The organism is Micromonospora sp. CPCC 205539 (genome assembly GCF_036906815.1).
Classification (GTDB): Bacteria; Actinomycetota; Actinomycetes; order Mycobacteriales; family Micromonosporaceae; genus Micromonospora.
On sequence record NZ_JBAKHW010000039.1, the window covers coordinates 43197 to 60202 of the forward strand.

At 69.2% G+C, this 17006-nt stretch carries 13 protein-coding genes and 1 pseudogene; 4 read left to right on the plus strand and 10 right to left on the minus strand.

Features of this window, described 5'->3' with window-relative positions; genetic code table 11:
- Positions 1–40: 40 nt before the first annotated feature.
- Positions 41–1393: an FAD-binding oxidoreductase gene (locus tag V6V47_RS26795; RefSeq protein WP_334631143.1), complete on the plus strand. Its 1353-nt coding sequence runs from the start codon at positions 41–43 to the stop codon at positions 1391–1393.
- 128 nt (positions 1394–1521) lie between these two features.
- Here V6V47_RS26795 and V6V47_RS26800 read toward each other — a convergent pair whose 3' ends face one another.
- Together V6V47_RS26800 and V6V47_RS26805 are read right to left on the minus strand one after the other, a co-directional pair.
- Positions 1522–2076, minus strand: a complete 555-nt coding sequence (locus tag V6V47_RS26800) for an LURP-one-related/scramblase family protein (protein ID WP_334631144.1) — start codon at positions 2074–2076, stop codon at positions 1522–1524.
- 134 nt (positions 2077–2210) lie between these two features.
- Entirely contained in the window at positions 2211–2990 is a 780-nt protein-coding gene (locus V6V47_RS26805; RefSeq protein ID WP_334631156.1) for an SDR family oxidoreductase, read from the minus strand.
- Between the two features lie 383 nt (positions 2991–3373).
- Between V6V47_RS26805 and V6V47_RS26810 the strand changes: the two genes are divergently transcribed.
- Positions 3374–6472, plus strand: a complete 3099-nt coding sequence (locus V6V47_RS26810; protein ID WP_334631145.1) for a hypothetical protein — start codon at positions 3374–3376, stop codon at positions 6470–6472.
- A gap of 86 nt (positions 6473–6558) precedes the next feature.
- Here the strand turns inward: V6V47_RS26810 and V6V47_RS26815 are convergent, their stop codons facing one another.
- From V6V47_RS26815 to cspE, 6 genes and pseudogenes are all read right to left on the minus strand, one after another.
- Entirely contained in the window at positions 6559–7191 is a 633-nt protein-coding gene (locus tag V6V47_RS26815) for an HAD family hydrolase (protein WP_334631146.1), read from the minus strand.
- A 5-nt stretch (positions 7192–7196) separates the two neighbouring features.
- Positions 7197–7952 carry a DeoR/GlpR family DNA-binding transcription regulator gene (locus tag V6V47_RS26820; RefSeq protein ID WP_334631147.1) on the minus strand — a complete coding sequence of 252 codons (756 nt, stop codon included), beginning with the start codon at positions 7950–7952 and terminating at the stop codon, positions 7197–7199.
- A gap of 395 nt (positions 7953–8347) precedes the next feature.
- Positions 8348–9556, minus strand: coding sequence for an MFS transporter (locus tag V6V47_RS26825; protein ID WP_334631148.1), 1209 nt, complete (start codon positions 9554–9556; stop codon positions 8348–8350).
- A 405-nt stretch (positions 9557–9961) separates the two neighbouring features.
- Positions 9962–10413 (minus strand): annotated as a pseudogene (locus V6V47_RS26830) (IS3 family transposase); the annotation flags it as partial.
- Between the two features lie 329 nt (positions 10414–10742).
- Positions 10743–11105: a VOC family protein gene (locus V6V47_RS26835; protein ID WP_244200459.1), complete on the minus strand. Its 363-nt coding sequence runs from the start codon at positions 11103–11105 to the stop codon at positions 10743–10745.
- Positions 11106–11529: 424 nt separating this feature from the next.
- The gene (cspE, locus tag V6V47_RS26840; protein ID WP_043326981.1) at positions 11530–11733 is read right to left on the minus strand and encodes a transcription antiterminator/RNA stability regulator CspE; all 204 of its coding nucleotides are present in this window, start codon (positions 11731–11733) and stop codon (positions 11530–11532) included.
- A gap of 843 nt (positions 11734–12576) precedes the next feature.
- Between cspE and V6V47_RS26845 the strand changes: the two genes are divergently transcribed.
- Positions 12577–13095, plus strand: coding sequence for a hypothetical protein (locus V6V47_RS26845; protein WP_334631149.1), 519 nt, complete (start codon positions 12577–12579; stop codon positions 13093–13095).
- Between the two features lie 396 nt (positions 13096–13491).
- The gene (locus V6V47_RS26850) at positions 13492–14775 is read left to right on the plus strand and encodes a hypothetical protein (protein ID WP_334631150.1); all 1284 of its coding nucleotides are present in this window, start codon (positions 13492–13494) and stop codon (positions 14773–14775) included.
- A gap of 193 nt (positions 14776–14968) precedes the next feature.
- On the opposite strand, the gene V6V47_RS26855 is transcribed toward V6V47_RS26850, so the two are convergent.
- Both V6V47_RS26855 and V6V47_RS26860 read right to left on the minus strand, forming a co-directional pair.
- On the minus strand, positions 14969–15142 hold the full coding sequence (locus V6V47_RS26855) for a hypothetical protein (protein ID WP_334631151.1): 174 nt from the start codon (positions 15140–15142) through the stop codon (positions 14969–14971).
- A 260-nt stretch (positions 15143–15402) separates the two neighbouring features.
- Positions 15403–16650 carry a hypothetical protein gene (locus tag V6V47_RS26860; protein WP_334631152.1) on the minus strand — a complete coding sequence of 416 codons (1248 nt, stop codon included), beginning with the start codon at positions 16648–16650 and terminating at the stop codon, positions 15403–15405.
- Positions 16651–17006: the final 356 nt, after the last annotated feature.

A 17006-nucleotide genomic window follows, 5' to 3' on the forward strand; every position in this document is an offset into this window, starting at 1 on the left:
GACCTTACCGGGTGTACCGATTTCGGTCAGGCTCACATGTATGACGACAGGGACCAGCGCTCGCTTCGACGGCCGCCTCCTCACCCCGGGCGACCCGGGTTACGACGCGGCCCGCACCGTCTGGAACGCCATGATTGACCGCCGCCCACGGATGATCGTGCAGGCCGCGAGCGTCGCCGACGTGGTGACCGCGGTGCGCCTGGCCCGCGAACTCGACCTGGAGATCGGGATACGCTGTGGCGGCCACAACGTGGCCGGCCTCGCCGTCCCCGCAGACGGTCTGATGATCGACCTGACCCCGTTGAACGGGGTTCGGGTCGACCCCATCCGGCGGCGCGCCCGGGTCGAGGGCGGCGCGCTGCTGGGCGCACTCGACAAGGCGTCGCAGCCATACGGCCTCGCCACGACCGCGGGTAACGTCTCGCACACCGGGGTCGGTGGCCTGACCCTCGGCGGCGGCATGGGCTGGCTCGCCCGCCAACACGGGTTGGCCTGCGACAACGTCGTCTCCTACACGATGGTCACCGCGGACGGCGAGGTGGTGACCGCGAGCCGAGCCGAGAACCCCGACCTCCACTGGGGCCTGCGCGGCGGGGGCGGCAACTTCGGCATCGTTACCAACTTCGACTTCCAACTCCATCACATCGGAACGCAGACCCTGGTCGCCGAGTTCGACTTCCGCGCCGAGGACGCCGTACCGGTGCTCGAAGGCTGGCGGGACCTCAACGCCCCCGCGCCGCGGCAGGCGACCTTCACCGCCGATGTCCACAGCACGGCCAGGGGCCCGATCGCCACCGTTGGCTTCGTATGGGTCGGCGACCCGGCACAGGGTCACCGGTTGCTGCCGGCGATGCGGGCGCTCGGGCACCCGGTCGCTGAGCGGGTCACGACCCCGTCGTACCTGGAGCTGCAGCAACGCGACGACACCGTCGGCGGCCACGCTTACCGCCGGTACTCCAGTGCGCACTACCTGCGGCGGTTCCCCACCGCCGCGATCGAGGCGTTCCTGCTGCGCGGCGCGTCGGACCTGCACACCGGCGTACACCTGGCCGGTGTCGGCCTGCAGGCGCACGGCGGCGCCATCGCCGACGTGGCGGACGCCGACGCCGCGTTCAGCCACCGCGGCACCGCGTTCGAGTACGGCGCCGGCTCCCGCTGGACCGAGCCATCCGAGGACGACATTCGGATGGCAGCGGCTCGCAGTGCCGGAGCCGCGCTCGACCCGTACGCCGACGGGGTCTACGTCAACTCACTCGCCGCCGACGAGGGGCAACGCGGGGTACGCCGCGCATACCCGGCCGCCAAGCTCGCCAGACTCACCGCACTCAAGACGATCTGGGACCCGCACAACGTGTTCCACCTCAACCACAACATCCGGCCCCGAAGCCAGTAGCGCAGCCGGCCGCTCCTGCCCAGCCTGGTTACCGGCTGTTCGCGGCGCAGGTGACCGGCCGTCGCCGCCGAATCGGTGAACGCGGTAGACCGTCCCGACCCCGAGCAACGCGGCTGCCGCCCACACGGTCAGTCCTCGTCGTCCTTCTTCTTGTCGCGGTTCATGGCCAGGTCGAGCGCGAGGACGCTGCCGATGATGAGCAGCGGGTCGACGCCGGCAGTGACCTGCACGGCGTAGGTGTCCCGGATCGTCAGCCACCGCTTGGAGACCGCGGCCACCTCGGTGCCGTCGCGTTCGATCACGTACTCGTGGTCGAGCAGGTCACCCTTCATCTCCAGGTCGTCGGGACCCGGCACGTCGATGGTGAACTTGTCGCGGAACGGCGTGAGCAGATTCTTGCGGACCTCTGCGGCCTTCTCGCCGCCGATCCGGATCTCGTACGTGGGACGCAACGCCACCAGGTGCCGGTGCAGCGTGGCGACCTCCTGGCCGGAGGCGTCCTCGATGACGACTTTGTTGCGGACGCTGAGCACCTTGCCGTCGACGTGGAAGACCTTGGTGCCGTGCTCGTCGAGCACGTCGAAGTCATCGCCGATCGAGAAGAACCGCTCCTTAATGACAAACATGATTCGATTCTCCCCCACCACGCAGGGAAATGCCGGCCGGGCACGGTCGGCCCCCACCGCCGCCCACGGGCGGCGCGAGGATCAGTTGGCCCGCGCAGGCCCGCCCCACCACCGGGAGGAGATTCGCTCGCCCATAAGGCGATGATCCACAACGACCACTGGACACCCGGTGAACGTTCGTGGGCACCGCACTAGACGACGGGGATTTCACCGCCGTCGACTGTCAGGCTTATTCCGGTGACCCACTGAGCCCGGTCCGATGCGAGGTAGGCGACGGCCTCGGCGATGTCGCGCGGGTCCCCGGGACGGCCCATGGGGATGCTCGCTGTGGTGGCGGCAAGCGGGACGTCCATCGCGTCGGCGAAGTTCTGGCGGATCGCGTCGGCGCCCGGGGTGAGCACGTTGCCGGGGATGATCGTGGTGACGCGGATTCCGGCAGGCGCGAGCTCGGAGGCGAGCGCCTTGCTGTAGGTGTTGAGGGCGGCCTTGGCGGCACCGTAGTGAGCCAGTGGCGGCGCCGGCGTGAGGGCCGCTCCCGATGAGATGTTGACGATCACGCTGCCCGAACCGGCCTCGCGCAGCGCCGGCAGCAGCGCGTTGTTGACCCGCACGGCGGACAGGTAGTTGAGGTAGAGGGCGTCGAGCCATTCCTCGTCGGGGATGGACGAGATGCCCCCGATGTGGGCACGGGCCGCCGCCGCGTTGTTGACCACGATGTCGACGCCGCCGAGTTCGTTGAGCGCTGCCGCGGTGAATGCCTGCACGCCCGCGAGTGTGCCGATGTCGCCCTGAATGAAGGTGGCGGCCTTCGGCGTCTCGTCGGAGGCGTTACGCGCCGTGGTGACGACGGTCGCCCCGCCGTCGAGCAACCGCTGCGCGATGGCCGCGCCGATCCCGCGAGAACCTCCCGTGACGATCGCCCGCTTTCCTGCGAACTCAGTGGTGTCGGGTGACGTGCTAGTTCTGAACATACGTTCCACCATAACATTTTCTGGACAAAGCGGACATTGCGTTGGATGGCCCGTTAGGTCGCGCAGTGGACCCTCCACTGGCCGAGCCCGAGTAGGAAGCGTGCGCTGTTTGCGGGCAGCGACAGCCGGCGCGATCGGGCCCTCGTCGACCCCGCAGATGGTCGCGCGAGGAGCCGGCGAGCCTTGCTGCGGTGCTGGCCTTCACCCGGCTCGCGGCTGGCCGGAGCCGGCCGCGCGGGTAGCCGGGGAAGGGCGGTTACCGCCGCGCCGATCCGCCAATGCCGCCAGGCGCCGGGCCGCAGAGGAGTTCCCGGCGACCGAACCCGCTCGACGCCTGCTTCCGCGTCGAGGACGAAGGCCGGCGAGGCTACTACTATGCGGGCGTGGCTCACGTTGCCCAGGCCCGCAGGCCGTACCCGCTGCTCGTCGCCGCGGCGGTCCTGTTGGCGCTCGGCGCGGCAACGGCCTGGGGTGTCGGCGACACGCTGGGGCTGAGCCACGCCCCCGCCGCCGTGCCGGGCGAGGACGCTGCCGGCGCGCCGGCGCGGACGCCCGCACCGGTTCCGCCGTTGGCGTCCCTCGTCGTGCCCGACGAGTTGCGCGTCAGGAAGGCCGCAGCCGCCGTCGCCGACGCGGTCGTCTTCCGCGGCCTGCCCCGGCCGGTGCTCGTCCCGGCCGTGTCGAGCCCGGCCAGGTCCGCGACGGCCGCGCCGGGCACCGGCACCGGGCGCGTCGCGGCCCCGGACCTGTCGGCGGTGAGGACGCTGCGGGCGGACGTGTTGGCCACCCTCAGCGCGACGCCCGAGTCGTACCGGCTCGACGTGCGTGGCGCCGAGCTGGCCGTCCAGGGCGGCGACGTCGCGGGCGTGGCCGCAGGCATGTACCGGCTGGCCGACCGGATCCGCTCCGGTGCCGAGGCGCTCCCCGCGGCGGACGCGGGTCGGGTGGTCATCCCCCGGCTCGGCCTGCGGCTGACCGACGCGGGTTCGGTGGGACGCGAGCCCGACCCGGCCGTCTTCGCCGCCGGCGACGACTATGGCCTGAACACCGACGTGGTCGGGTCGGCGGTGCTGCCTCGCGCGCCGTGGGTGGACGCTGGCGCGGTGGCCCGCATCGACGCGCAGTTTCGGCAGTTCGTCGACCACTCGGTGGCGCAGGGATTCAACGGAATTGTCGTGCCCGGCTTCCTGGAGTACGTCACGTTCATGAAGGTCGGCGACGGGCGTGCGGTCTACCCGCCCGGCGACCCGCACGTCGAGCGCGCACGGGCGATGGTCGCGGCGTTCGGCCCCGTCTTCCGGTACGCCGAGGACATGGGCGTGCGGGTCTATCTGCTGACCGACATGCTCGCGGTGTCGCCCCCGTTGGAGGCATACCTGACGCGGACCGTCGGCGGCCTCGACGCGGCCGACCCTCGGCTGTGGGCGGTCTACCAGTCCGGTCTGGCCGAGCTGTTCGAGAGCATGCCGTTCGTCGACGGCCTCATGGTCCGCGTCGGCGAGGGCGGCGAGGTGTACGCCGGAACCGGCTGGGACTACTCGTCACGGCTCGCGGTCACCACGGAAGCGTCTGTGCGCGCGATGCTGCGGGCGCTGTTGGACACCGCGGGCACAGCCGGGAAGGAAATCATCTTCCGCACGTGGACGGTGGGCGTTGGCGCCGTTGGCGACCTGCACACCAACCCGGTGTCGTACGCGCGGGTCCTCGGCGGGCTCGACGACCCGCACCTGATCGTGTCCACCAAGTACACCCTGGGCGATTTCTACAGCCACCTGCCGCTGAACACCACCCTGCTGAGCGGCGGGCACCGCCGCATCGTGGAGTTCCAGGCCCGGCGCGAGTTCGAGGCGTTCGGCTCGCTGCCCAACGACCTCGGCCCGCTGCACCGCCAGGCGCTGCGCGCATTCCTTGCCGCCAACCCGAACGTCGAGGGGGTCTGGAACTGGACGCAGGACGGCGGGCCGCTGCGCGCCGGGCCCATGTCGCTGTACCTGCGCGCAGGGTTCTGGCAGCTCTACGACCTCAACACGTACGCCGTCGGCCGCCTGGCCTGGGACCCGAACGTCGACCCGGCGCAGGTCACGGCGGACTGGGCGTACCGCACGTTCTCCGGCGACCCGGCCACCGTCGCCGCGATCGGGCAGGCCATGGCGCTGTCCCGGCAGGCGGTCACCAAGGGCCTCTACATCGGTCCGTACGCCGACCGGTCGGTGCGGGCGCTCGGGCTGGAACCGCCGCCCATGATGTGGATCTTCGAGTGGGACATCCCGACCGGCGACTCCGCGGCGCTGGACAGCATCTACGCGGTGAGCGGCGGCCGCGTCGACGAGGCGATCGAGGAGGGCACGCAGGCCGTCGTGCTGGCCCGGCGCATGCGCGACCTGGTCGCCGCGACCGAGCCGGCGACCTGGCGGGACGCGGAACTGCGCGGGCGCTTCACCGCGACTCTCGACTACCAGGTCGACCTGTTCGAGACGCTGAGCGCGTACCGGGCCATGGTGCTGCGGCACGCGCAGTGGCTGGACACGGGTGCCCCGGCCGCCCGCCACGACTGGCGGCGGGCCGCGGCGGCCTACCAGGACGCGCGCGACGCGCACCGGCAGCGCTACGGCGCCGACCTGGACCTGCCCGCGTACAACTTCACCGCCGCCGACCTCGGGGCGCGGCGCGCCGACCGGGACCCGGCGATGGCCTGGGCGGCCCGGGCGATGCTCGGGGCGATCGTGCTGTTGGTGCTCCTCGGCCTGTACGGGCGCGGGTTCGGCGCAGCCGCCGCGCGCGGGTTGCTGCTCGGCGCGCTCCGGCCGTGGCGGGTCGCCGCGCTGCCGACGCCCATGACGCGGGCGGACCGGGTGTTGGTGTGGCTGGTCCCGGCCGTGGTGCTGGTGGCGAGTCGGCTCGTGCTGACCTGGTTCGCCGCGCCGGCGCATCTGCTGGTCACCCTCGGTGGGTGGGCGCTGTTCGCCCTCGTCGTACGCCTCGTCGTCGGCCGGCGGGATCCGTTCCACCTGTGGGCCGTGGTCGGTGGCGTCGCGCTGTTGCGCAGCGTGCTGCTGCTGGCGGCGCTGGCCGGGCGCGGACCGGGCGGTTACTGGTTCGCCTTCTGGACTGCACCGAGTGTGCGCGCGGCGTACGTCACCGTCGCGTTCGCGGCGTTCTGCTGGCTGTTCGTGGTCGTCGCCGTGGTCCTGCGGGACCGGTACGGCCTGCACCACCGAAGCGCCGTCGGGCTGACCCTCACCGCCGCGGGTGTGCCCCTCGGCGTGCTGTCCGCCCTGGTGTCGGTAGTGGGCCTGGAACGCGCGCTGACGGTGTGGAATGACCAGCTCGCGTTGCTGCCCTGGGGCCTGTCCCGCATCCTCGGCATCACCGTCTACCTCGGCGTCCCCGCCCAACTCCCGGCGTACACCGCCGTCGCCGGAATCGCCTTGGCCGCCGCCGGCCTGCTCCTGTCACTCGGCCGCCACCGGCAATCCGCCTGACCGCCCTACCCTCGACGCCCTAAATCTCCGTCGGCGCGGCCGTCTTGGCGTACTCCCGCTGGCCTCGATGTGCGCGGGTTTGGCCGCTACTCCGCAGGTGCGGCGACGCGCCGTCGCCACGTGTTGTTGATTTCTTGCGCTGTCGTGGCGGGGTCGATGAACAGGTGGGTGTGTATGCCGAGGCGTTGCGCGGCGTGGACGTTTTCGCTGCGGTCGTCGATGAAAAGGATCCGTTCGGGTGTTACGCCCAGCTTGTGGCAGCACCAGCGGAAGGCTTCAGGTTCCGGTTTGGCCTGGCCGATGCGGCACGAGAAAGCGATGAGTTCGAAGTGCTGCAGCCAGCGAGTGTGGTGCTGTTCGTAGTAGGCGGCGAGTTCCTCGGGGGCGTTCGACAGGAGCGCCAGGCGCACGCCTGAGGCCGCGGCCTGCTCGATCAGGGCGACCATGTCGTCGTTGACGGAGTTCCAACTCGCGATGTCTGCGCGGATGAGCGCGCTGAGCCGGTCCGCGTCGAACGTGGTACCCAGCTCGGTGGTGACCTGGTGCCAGTACTCGGCGCCGGTTACCTCTCCTCGGTCGTAGGGCATGCGTAGCCGCCAGTAGGCGTCCCAGAACGCGGGGGCGGGGACGCCGGCGGTCGCGACGAGCGCCTGCTGGCCTGCCGGGGATTGGTGGCGGGCGATTACTCCGAACAGGTCGAACAGGATGATTTCTGGCATAGTGGTCACGCCTTGTGGACGATGGTGCCGGCACCGACGAGGGCTTGGGTTTCCTCGTCGGCTGCGTCGTCGGTGGTGACGACCATGCTGAGCGCCGAGATGGGTGCCACGAACGCCAAGGTTGTACGTAAAAGTTTGGCGGGGTCGGCGACGGCGATGACGCGGTGGGCGGAGGCGATGATCGCGCGTTTGATCGCAGCGTCGGCAAGGTCGTAGGCGGTTAGCCCGGCGGCGGTCAGCCCGCAGCAGCCGAGGACCGCGGTGTCGAAGCGCAGCGCGGTCAACGATGCCTCGGCAAGCGGCCCGGTCATTGCCAGTTCGTCGGTCCGGGGCTCGCCCCCGGGCAGCAGCAGCCGAAGCTGCGGAGCGCCGGCCAGAGTGTTCGCCGTATGCAGTGAGAGCGGCATGACCGTGAGTCGGCGCGTGGTGAGCAGTCGGGCGACCTCCAGGCAGGTCGTGCCGCTGTCGATGACGACGGCCTCGCCGTCGGCGATCAGGCCGGCGACTGCCTGCGCGATACGGCGCTTGGCGTCCCGGCCTTCCTGCATGCGCAGGGCGAAGGGGGGTGCCTCGCCACGCAGGGTGAGGCTGCGCGCGCCGCCGCGGTAGCGCTCGAGCATCCCGTGATCGGCCAGCTGTTCCAAGTCTCGGCGCACGGTCATCTCCGAGGTGCCGGTCAGCTCGGCGAGCTGACCGACGCCGAGTTCGCCGGCTTGCTGCACCGCGTCGAGGATCCGCCGGTGACGGTCACCGATCATCATGCCGCCATTGAACCCCATACTCACCTAGAAGACAACGTTTCAAACAGGAAAGCCGTTTGTTATGTTCGAATTCATGTTGATGGCTAGGTGGGCCCCGTTCCTCCTTGCGGTTTGCCGAACACGATGACCCCGACCGCCGCCACGTTGCCAGCGGTCCGTGTTGCCAGCGCGGCAACCTACGCGGCCCTCAACGCTTCCGGCTTCGCGTTCGCCAGTTGGGCTTCCCGGATTCCGCAGGTCCGCGACCGCCTCGACCTCGATCCGGCGGCTCTTGGCCTGTTGCTGCTCGCTGTCGCCGCCGGGTCTCTGCTGGCGCTGCCGTTCTCCGGCCTGGTGGCGACCAGCATCGGCTCGGCGCGCGTTGTCACGGTAATGGCCGTCCTGCTTGGCGTCCCTCACCCTGCTTGGAATGTACCGACCGGGGAAGGGTTGCCCTCTGCCGATGTCGAAGCGCGCGGATTCCTGGCGAGGGTCGCCATGATGATGGTGCTGAGCAGTGCCGCGACGGGTGCGAAGGCCAGGCCGTAGCGGACGCCGTTCGCCGCCACCAGACCGGTCAGTGCCGAGCCGGCGGCACTGCCGATGGTGAACGCGGTGGCGACCCAGGCGAATGCCTCAGCGACGGTCCCCGGCATCGCCAGCTGGTCCACCCTGAGGAAGATGGCAGTCAACATCGGCGGTAGGGCCAGACCGCTGACGGCCAGCAGCGCCGCCATCAACGTGGGCCGTGGCATCAGCAGCAATGGAAGGAACCCGAGGGCCAGCCCGGCGGCGAGCAGCGGCAGACGTCGAGGTCCACCGGGGCGCGCCCGCGTGTAGAGCAGACCACCGGTCAGCGCGCCGGCCGCCTGGGCAGCGAGAAGCCAGCCGGCCAGGTGCCGGTCACCGGCCGCCTCCGCATAGGCGGTGACCGCGACCGCGATGCCGCCGATCGCCATACCCGTGCCAGCGACCCCCGCCAGCAGGACCACGAACTGCGGTGCCCGCAGCGGGCCCGCCCAATGCCGTGCCACCGAAATGCCACGCCAGGCACGGACGGACGGAGCGCAGACGAACACCGCGATGCCAACGAGCTGGAGCAGTGCGGCAACGACCAGCCCTGCCGACGGCCCGCCGAGGGCCACCGCGAGCAGCGTGGTGAGCGGACCAACCACGAAGATGATCTCCTGGACGGCGACGTCCAACGCGTAGGCGACCGGCACGGCCGCCGGTGGCAGGAGATCCGGCCACAGCGAGCGCAGGCACGCCTCAAGCGGGGGCGTGCCGAGCCCGGCGACCGCAGCGCCGACGGCGGCCCCGGTCGCGCCCAGGGCGCCGGTAGCCACGAAAACGAACCCGGTGCCCGACAGGACGGCCGACAACCACAGCACCGGAGGCTGACGCCAACGGTCCACCGCTCGGGCGAACAGGGGCGTGCCCACCGCCATCGCGGCGGTGTAGGCGGCGACGAGCAACCCGGCTGCGGCCAGGCTGAGTGACTGCCGGGCGAACAGCAGGAGAGCGAGTGGCCCGGAGGCCGACGGCAGCCGGCCGACCTGGGCGGAAGACAGGACCCAGAGCACTTGAGGGGTACGCAGAACGACCCGGATACCGGGTTTGGGCATGAGACATCGCTCCCAGTGACGATGAAAAGAGCAAGAGACCGGTGGGCAGTCGCCGACACGGGTCAGGGAGCGAAGTCGGACCGCTCGTGCTCATTGCCGTATAACGGCAGAGCGGGCGTGAACCAGCAAGAGTACGCAGCCGCGACCGCCTCCACTGGAATCACCCGCCGATGGTATCGCAGGAGAGAGACGCCGCCGACGCAGCCCCGCTCGACGTCGTCCACGGCTCGTCGAACCCGTCGACCCACACGGCAGGCTCGTTTTCATCGTCTGATATCCGCGGCACAGCGGACACGGCGAACCAGATGAAACCCTTAGCCCGTCGCTGAGTCTGCGGGGCGCGGCGCACCGCCGGCATGGTGAATAGCTCTCGTCCGAAGTAGATCGCTTTTGGGTCGCCGACGAGCCCACGATCGCTCCGGAGTAGACGTCCACGACGAACGCGACGTAGACGACGCCGGCGAAGGTGGCGACGTGCGTGAAGTCGGCCACCCAGCAGCGATTCGCTGCTGCGGCGGTGAAGTCCCGGGCGACGTGGTCATCGGCGCGTTCATGGCCAGGATCGGCGACCGTGGTGCGGATCGTCTTGCCCGCACGACTCCGCGCAGGCCCGCGTCGCGCATCAGCCGCTCCCCGGTGCAGCGGGCTACCTCGACACCGTCACGGCGTAGCTGCCGCCACACCTTCCGGGCGCCGTAGACGCCGTAGTTGGCCACGTGAACCCGGCGGATCTCATCGGGCAACCGGGCGTCCTGAACCGACCGCGCCGACGGCGGCATCGCCTTGGGCTTGTAGTAGGTGCTGGCCGCGATCTTCAACCCGTGCCCGGTCAGGGCACGGCAGATCGGCTCGACTCCGCCGATGGGGGCCCTCGATGCCGTGGGACGCAGTTCAAGGCCGTTCAGGGCACCCCACTGCTTTCGAACTGCTCACTCCAAACCGGGCTCGCACCGGGCCACTGACCGATCGTGAACTGCCGGCCCAGTGCCTTGGTTGGCAACAGCGCTGGCTCCCGCAGCCACATCGGTCGATCGGGGATCACGCCCACGATCGCCGCCCCTTGTCAGCGGCAGAAAAGTCTGTCGACGGCTCCACACTCTTGCGGCCGCTTGTGCAGTGTGCAACGACGACGGTGCGTACGACGCCGTCAGCAGTTCTCGGATGCTCGGTCGAAAGCCTAACCAGATCACACCCGGTAGTACTGCACGACGCAGAACTCGTTGTCCTCCGGGTCGGTCATGACGAGGACTGCGCCCTCTTGGTAGTCATGCCGTTCACCTGTCCACCGCCCGCCCAACATCCCGATCCGATCGACCGCTTCGTCAACATCGGTAACGGCGATGTCAAGGTGTAGTCGCGTCTTGCCGGCCTTGGGCTCCGGGACCGGCTGGAATGTCAGCACCGGGCCGCCCCCGGCGACAGTGACGCGACGCCAGCCGGGAAGAGACTCCGTCACGCGTCCTCCGAGCACCACGGACCAGAAGTCAGCCAGTCGCTGCGGATCCCGGCAGTCGACCGTGACTCCGGCAAGTCGGCCCAGTGTCTCCACGACACCAACCATAGCGACGACGTGCAGCCCGCTCCCGCTGGGGCGCACTGGCCGCCGTTCCTGCGGAGCGTTACCGTCAGAGGCGCATTACGGCGGGTCACATCCGTCCGGGACGCTCTGCTGCATTCGGTGCGGTCGACCAAGGACCGAGAGTGCTCACGTCGGCGTGGGCGAGATGTCGATCGCGGTGAGGTGGCCTTTGCCGATGGCGTGCACCAAGGACCGACCGTCGGGAAGTAGCCGGTCGATGGGCGCTGGCAGTCGCACGCAAGGGCCGATCTCCCCGGCCCGTTTCACCGTAGTGAGGTGGTGACCAGCGCGGGCGAGAGTGCACCTCTGGAGGTGGGGGGACGCCGTGGCAAGCGCACTAAACGCCAAACGGCGGCCCGCTGAACCAGTCGGGCCGCCGTTTACAGCATGTGGATCAGAGCGGGCGGATGTTCTCCGCCTGCGGGCCCTTCTGGCCCTGGGTGACGTCGAACTCCACCTTCTGGTTCTCGTCGAGGCTGCGGAAGCCGCTCGCCGAGATCGCGGAGAAGTGGGCGAAGACGTCGGCGCCGCCGTCGTCCGGGCTGATGAAGCCGAAGCCCTTGTCGGCGTTGAACCACTTCACGGTACCTGTAGTCATGTCTGCTCCTCGCAGGCTGTGAGAGACCGCCTTGTGCGGACCCTTACGCCGCCGCGTTGATCACCCGCGTCGAAACGACACGAAAAACGAAAAGCGCCTGGATGGGTTTCAGATGCCCCATCAGGCGCCGGATAACGTCTACGGAAATCAAAACTGCAACTCGGTTACCGTAGCACATGACCGGTCGTCGCACCCATGGCAGTGCGTGGGCCTGGCCGCTCGCCTGCTCGCCCACCCCGGTGGACAGCACGCTGACCGGGTTCACGATCGGCTGACTGAAGGTCGCCTCGCCTTCCCTTGACCAGTTCGTGCACCGCCAGCACGAAGTCCTCCAGCCCGTGGCCCACCAGATCCGCCTAACGGGCTGCCGCGGCGACCGCGTGACGCAGCGGTGGTCTCGTCCGACAACAACGCCACTTTGTTGGCACCACGAGACATCGGCCGGCACCAGCCATCCCGGAAGCGGCGAGGCCCGACAACTTCGACCGCTACTGGGAGGTCAACCGCTCCGGAGCACACCAACGTTACTGCTCAGCGACGTGGCCGGGACGCGACCGGTTGAGCTCTTCGAAGGGACGACCTCGTCGCTGGCCTGCAACCAATCCGCTCCCCGGTCCTGGCGTCGCACCGGACCGCCTGCCGAGCCCAACTGGTGTCGGCCGGGACGGTGGCGGAAGACTCGTCGTGGCCGGGGCCTGCCTCTCGGATGTTCCTGAGCGACTCGTCGCACACTCGGTGGAGCCGCGCCGTCGGACGCCGCACCGAATTCGCGACAGATGGATGCGGCCCGCACCCGGGTTGGCAGCGTCACGTGAACGCGCCGACGTCGGGCACAATCCCTCGGTGGCATTCGACTTCGGTATCGCTGGTTACCAACCGGGGTGGCTCAACGGGGCCGACGAGATCGCCGACCGTCACGCTCGGCGGCTGCAGGACCTTGTCGGCAGCCGACTGACCTCGACCTGGCTCGTGTGGGATGACGACCGCGACGAGTGGTTCGCCGATTGCCCGGTGGTGCTCGACTTCGCAGGAGAACGCCTCGAAGTCAACCACCAGAAGTTCGACGATCTGTCGATCACGTGGAACTCGATCGACGTGACCCGGACGCCGGCGTGGCCGACATCGGACGGCTTCCGGCTGCGGTGGCGAGATGACGTCCCCGCCTTGTTGACGGCCCGGCGCGGACAGCGGCTTGAGGCGGTAGAGCTTCTCGAGTGGGCCGGCGACGACCTGGCGGCCGGTACCGTGGCCGTGGGCATGCGATTCACCGACGGCTGGCTGACCGTCTACAACGCCCTGGACGAGAACGGACTCGGATTCGGCGACCTCCCGCCGGAGTACCGCCGACATCACCGGGGATGAGCCCATACCGACACGGTGGCCGCCCCGTAGGTCGTACGGCGTGCCGTGGCGGCCGCCGCTGCTGGCATCCACGTCGTATCCAGACCGGCACTGCCGGTGGCGAGCAGAACGGCTTCAGGCAGGAAGGCCCGGGGATCTACCGCCGGACGTTCGATACCTAACCCCCGGCTCCCGCCTTTGCAGGGTGCCGCCGCTATGACGCAGGGCGGCGGTATGCCCAGGACGACCGGGGGCACTGTCGTCGGCTACTTATCGACTGGTGGTACGACCGCAGCCCAGCCAGGCTTGGTCGAGGTTACTGGGGGTCGCTCGGCGGCGGTGGCGCTGCACCCTGCCGGCAAGTCGTCTCGTGATCGACGCGGCCCTCCTCTTCGCGCGGGTGCCATACTCGCCGACGTGAGCTCGCCACTGGAAGCCTTCGCCGGGCTGCTCGATCGCTCCATCCGAGAGATCGCCACCCTGGCCACGGACGCGCGGAGCTTCGACGCGACTCGCATCGGCCGCATCGCCGACATCTGGGACAACAACACTCTGCCTCTGGTGGGCGCCGCATGCGCTCCCTGGCCACTTCGATCCAAACGAGCCAGCAGCGGCCTCCGCTGGATGGCTGGCCTCGGGGCCGACCGACGCAGGCTTATGGTCGACCTGAACCCGAGCCTGGACAGGGTGCTTCCCACCGCACCGCCGGAGCGTTCCGTGCACCGGGACTACCAAGGACGCGTCTTCCCGGTCACCTTCCGGCTGACCGCGGAAATCATCGATGCACTGGCCGAGGACTACGACCTCGCCAACGGCAGCGTGCGCTCGCTGACCGCTCAACCGTCGGATGAGGGATTGCAGGTACACCTGACTCTGGCCACTCCACGACGGTTCACACCCAGTACCGGACGTGTCTCGCGGGACGGGTCCGAAATGCCATGGCAGGCCGCGCCGTTAAGGTTCACCTTCAATGGGGTCAGCGACTTGCAGTTCGACGCCGAGGACCGAATTGGGATGGCCGTAAGCCGCACCAGCTCCGGTCCGACCGTGGCGATCGGGCGCAGCGGTCGCTTGCAGGCCACCGAGGCTTCGGTCTGGCCCGACGACCCACGATGGCACGAATCGACAGCCGGCCAGGCGGCCGACCTCACCACGCCACACGCACGGCCGCAACGGCGGAAGCCACTACAGACGTCGACCCTGACCGCACCGCAGCAGGCCGCCGCTCGATCACTCGTCATGCTGATGATCCACGCTCGGCTTGTCCACTATTATCCGAACCTGGCCGCCGGCATCCCGATCCTCGACATCTGCCGTGTCATGGCCGACGCGGGCAGCGCCATACTCGCCGCGAGCGCGCGCCGTGGAGCGGCGCGCCAGACGGCGTTCGCGGAGCTGGAACAACGGTGGCGTCACGTCCCACCCGAGGTGCCGCCCGAGGCGATCCGCTCCGGCCCGGCCATGCTGCGTATAGCCCGGTACGACGAGCCGCACGACGACCACGACGTCCCACACCACGGCAGTGCCGTCCTACTCGCCGCTGCGCCAAGCGCACACCCCGCAGCACCCTGGACTCTCGCCAGCGCGGAAATCACCGAACCCTCGCGGTTCCGAATAGCCAGCACCGCGTTCGACGACGGTCAGCACATCCACCACGATGGCAGGTCCCTACGCATCGGCGACGCGCTCGTCCTGCGTTGAACCGCGAGCGACAGCAACGCCTGACCACGTCGACCTCTACTGGGAGGTCATGCCACACCGCTCTGCTCCCCCAAACCGGGCTCGCGGTAGCCGGCGCCGTACACCGATCCGGTGGACGGCGCCCCGACGTCTTGAGCGCCGTCAGCGCCGGCATCGGCGGTCGGGCTGGTGTCGCGCTCGATCGCGGACGGATCTAAGCCGGCTCGCGCACGCCGCCGGCGTTGCCACCGTCGTCTGGCGTCGGTTCGGCCGGGGCTTCGGGCAGTTCGTCCGGCGCGCCAGGCAGAAGGATGCCCGGGTCGTCGGGCACCGGTTCACGCGGGTCGATGGGCGGATACTGTTCGGGGTCGAGATCCGGTCCAGTCATCAGGCGAGTATCCGTCGTCTTCCGGACTGCCGCTCGTCGGGCCCGCGATGCCATCGAACTGTTCCGCGTGGTCCACGACGGTGTCACGTCCGGCTTGATCGACGAGTCTGACCCTGAGCGAGGCGACTGGGTCGAGTTGTATCCACACCGCCTCGGGTTCACTGAGCCCTGGGACGGGCTCTACAGCACCTGATCGCCGAGCACAGCCGGCAACACGTCGCAGGCCGACGCCAACCGTCCGACCCACGCTGACATAGGCACTATGGGAGTTTCATACGAGCAGCGGCGGTGGCGCGTACCTCGGAGGTCTCCATCGGGTCGTCGCGGAGATAGCTCAGTTGTTTGCGCGTCATGTCGTCGAGTGGGACGTGTTCCGCCGCGACCTGTCGTACGTCGCTTTCGCAGTCCCACAAGCCCTCGGTGAGCAGGGAATCCGTGTTACCTGGGTCGAGCGCTACAACGGCGCGTAGGTACGCTGCCCGCTCGAAGGTGTGCGGCGTGAACCAGAGCTGGCGGAGCCGGGGTACCACGGCCAGCGCGGCCGGTCCGCCAATACGAGCGATGCCCACGGCGAGGTCGTCGTAACCACAGCGGTCATCCGTCCTGCGATCCAGCCAGTCCCAGCCAGCGAGCAGTGCCGGGACGTCAGAGTCGTCGCCGTGCTTGGCCAACACCAGGCAGGCGGTCCAGACCATCGGATGGAGCGGAGGTGCGGCCCAGGACCGGGCCAGTGGAAGTGCCTCGGAGCCGAGCATTCGGATCGCGCGGCCCAACGGGCCGTGGAGCTCTGCCACGGGTAGCTCGTCCACGATCGGCAGCAGGGCCGGCTGCGGCCCTCGGCGGTTCAGCTCACGCAACACGTCCTTCTGCCGGTCGGTCCCGCCGGCGCGAAGCATCGTCAGAAGATCATCAATCGACAGCTGCTCAAGTGGTCGTGAGGCGGATCGTGGCTGGAACGCCGCAACCCCGGCGGCGACCTGGTCGTCCGCGTCAGCCCAGTCCTGCCATGGGCTGCTACGCCAGAGCACGTCGTCCGCGTTGTCACCCTGTGCGAGCCGGGCCAGCGCGACCGGCAGCAGATCGTCCCAGAGCTCGCGGGGCCAATCGCGGGCGATCGTTTGGAGTACGTCGACCCAACGTGGACCGTTGTGCACGTACCACCGCAACCCGTCGAGCACATGCCGGTCGCCCGCGCGGCCCAATGTCTCGAGTACTTCAAGGGTGTTGTCGAACGTGTTGTCATCGTCATCGACTGCGTGTTGGTTCAGCAGGTTGAGCAGCGGAGGTATCGGTACCGCCAAATCACGGATCAGCCGGGCCAGGTAGACGGCGCGCTCATCAACGAGCCAATCCCAGCGGTAGTCCCGCTTGACGCACGCGAGTACGGCCTGTGGCGTTGCCGGGTCACGCAACGCGCGGTACGCGCCGCGCCCAAGGCCGTGCTGAAGCGAACCTACGAAGGTTGTTGGTTTGGCGTAGTACCAGGCAGCCGTCGTCGGTTTCGTCATCGCGGCCAGAACGCTCCTCGTGGAACGGAGTGCGGATCGTTGGCCACCGTACCCACGACACGACACATCCGCGACAGACTTCCGGACGTCGGCTCTCAGGCCGCAGAAGTGCACATGAGGTCTCCCGGCGAGGGTTCGAAGAGGTGCCGTCGCGATGTTGGTCGGGAGAGTAGCCAAGCCCTCCGACCATCCTCACGGGCATCAGGGAAATCAACGCGGACCATGGCAACGTCTTATGATCCGGCGCGGAGGCGACATCCACTCATCGGCTACTTATGTACTGGTGCTACGACCGCAGCCCGGCCAGGCTTGGTCGAGGTGACCGGCGGGGTGGCTCTCTCATCGGCTGCCCACCG

Excerpts from the sequence above, each read along its gene's own strand:
- V6V47_RS26795 (WP_334631143.1), top strand. The coding sequence starts at position 41 with ATGACGACAGGGACCAGCGCTCGCTTCGACGGCCGCCTCCTCACCCCG.
- V6V47_RS26825 (WP_334631148.1), bottom strand. The coding sequence starts at position 9,556 with ATGCCCAAACCCGGTATCCGGGTCGTTCTGCGTACCCCTCAAGTGCTC.
- V6V47_RS26805 (WP_334631156.1), bottom strand. The coding sequence starts at position 2,990 with ATGTTCAGAACTAGCACGTCACCCGACACCACTGAGTTCGCAGGAAAG.
- V6V47_RS26855 (WP_334631151.1), bottom strand. The coding sequence starts at position 15,142 with ATGACTGGACCGGATCTCGACCCCGAACAGTATCCGCCCATCGACCCG.
- V6V47_RS26815 (WP_334631146.1), bottom strand. The coding sequence starts at position 7,191 with ATGCCAGAAATCATCCTGTTCGACCTGTTCGGAGTAATCGCCCGCCAC.
- V6V47_RS26860 (WP_334631152.1), bottom strand. The coding sequence starts at position 16,650 with ATGACGAAACCGACGACGGCTGCCTGGTACTACGCCAAACCAACAACC.
- V6V47_RS26820 (WP_334631147.1), bottom strand. The coding sequence starts at position 7,952 with ATGATGATCGGTGACCGTCACCGGCGGATCCTCGACGCGGTGCAGCAA.
- cspE (WP_043326981.1), bottom strand. The coding sequence starts at position 11,733 with ATGACTACAGGTACCGTGAAGTGGTTCAACGCCGACAAGGGCTTCGGC.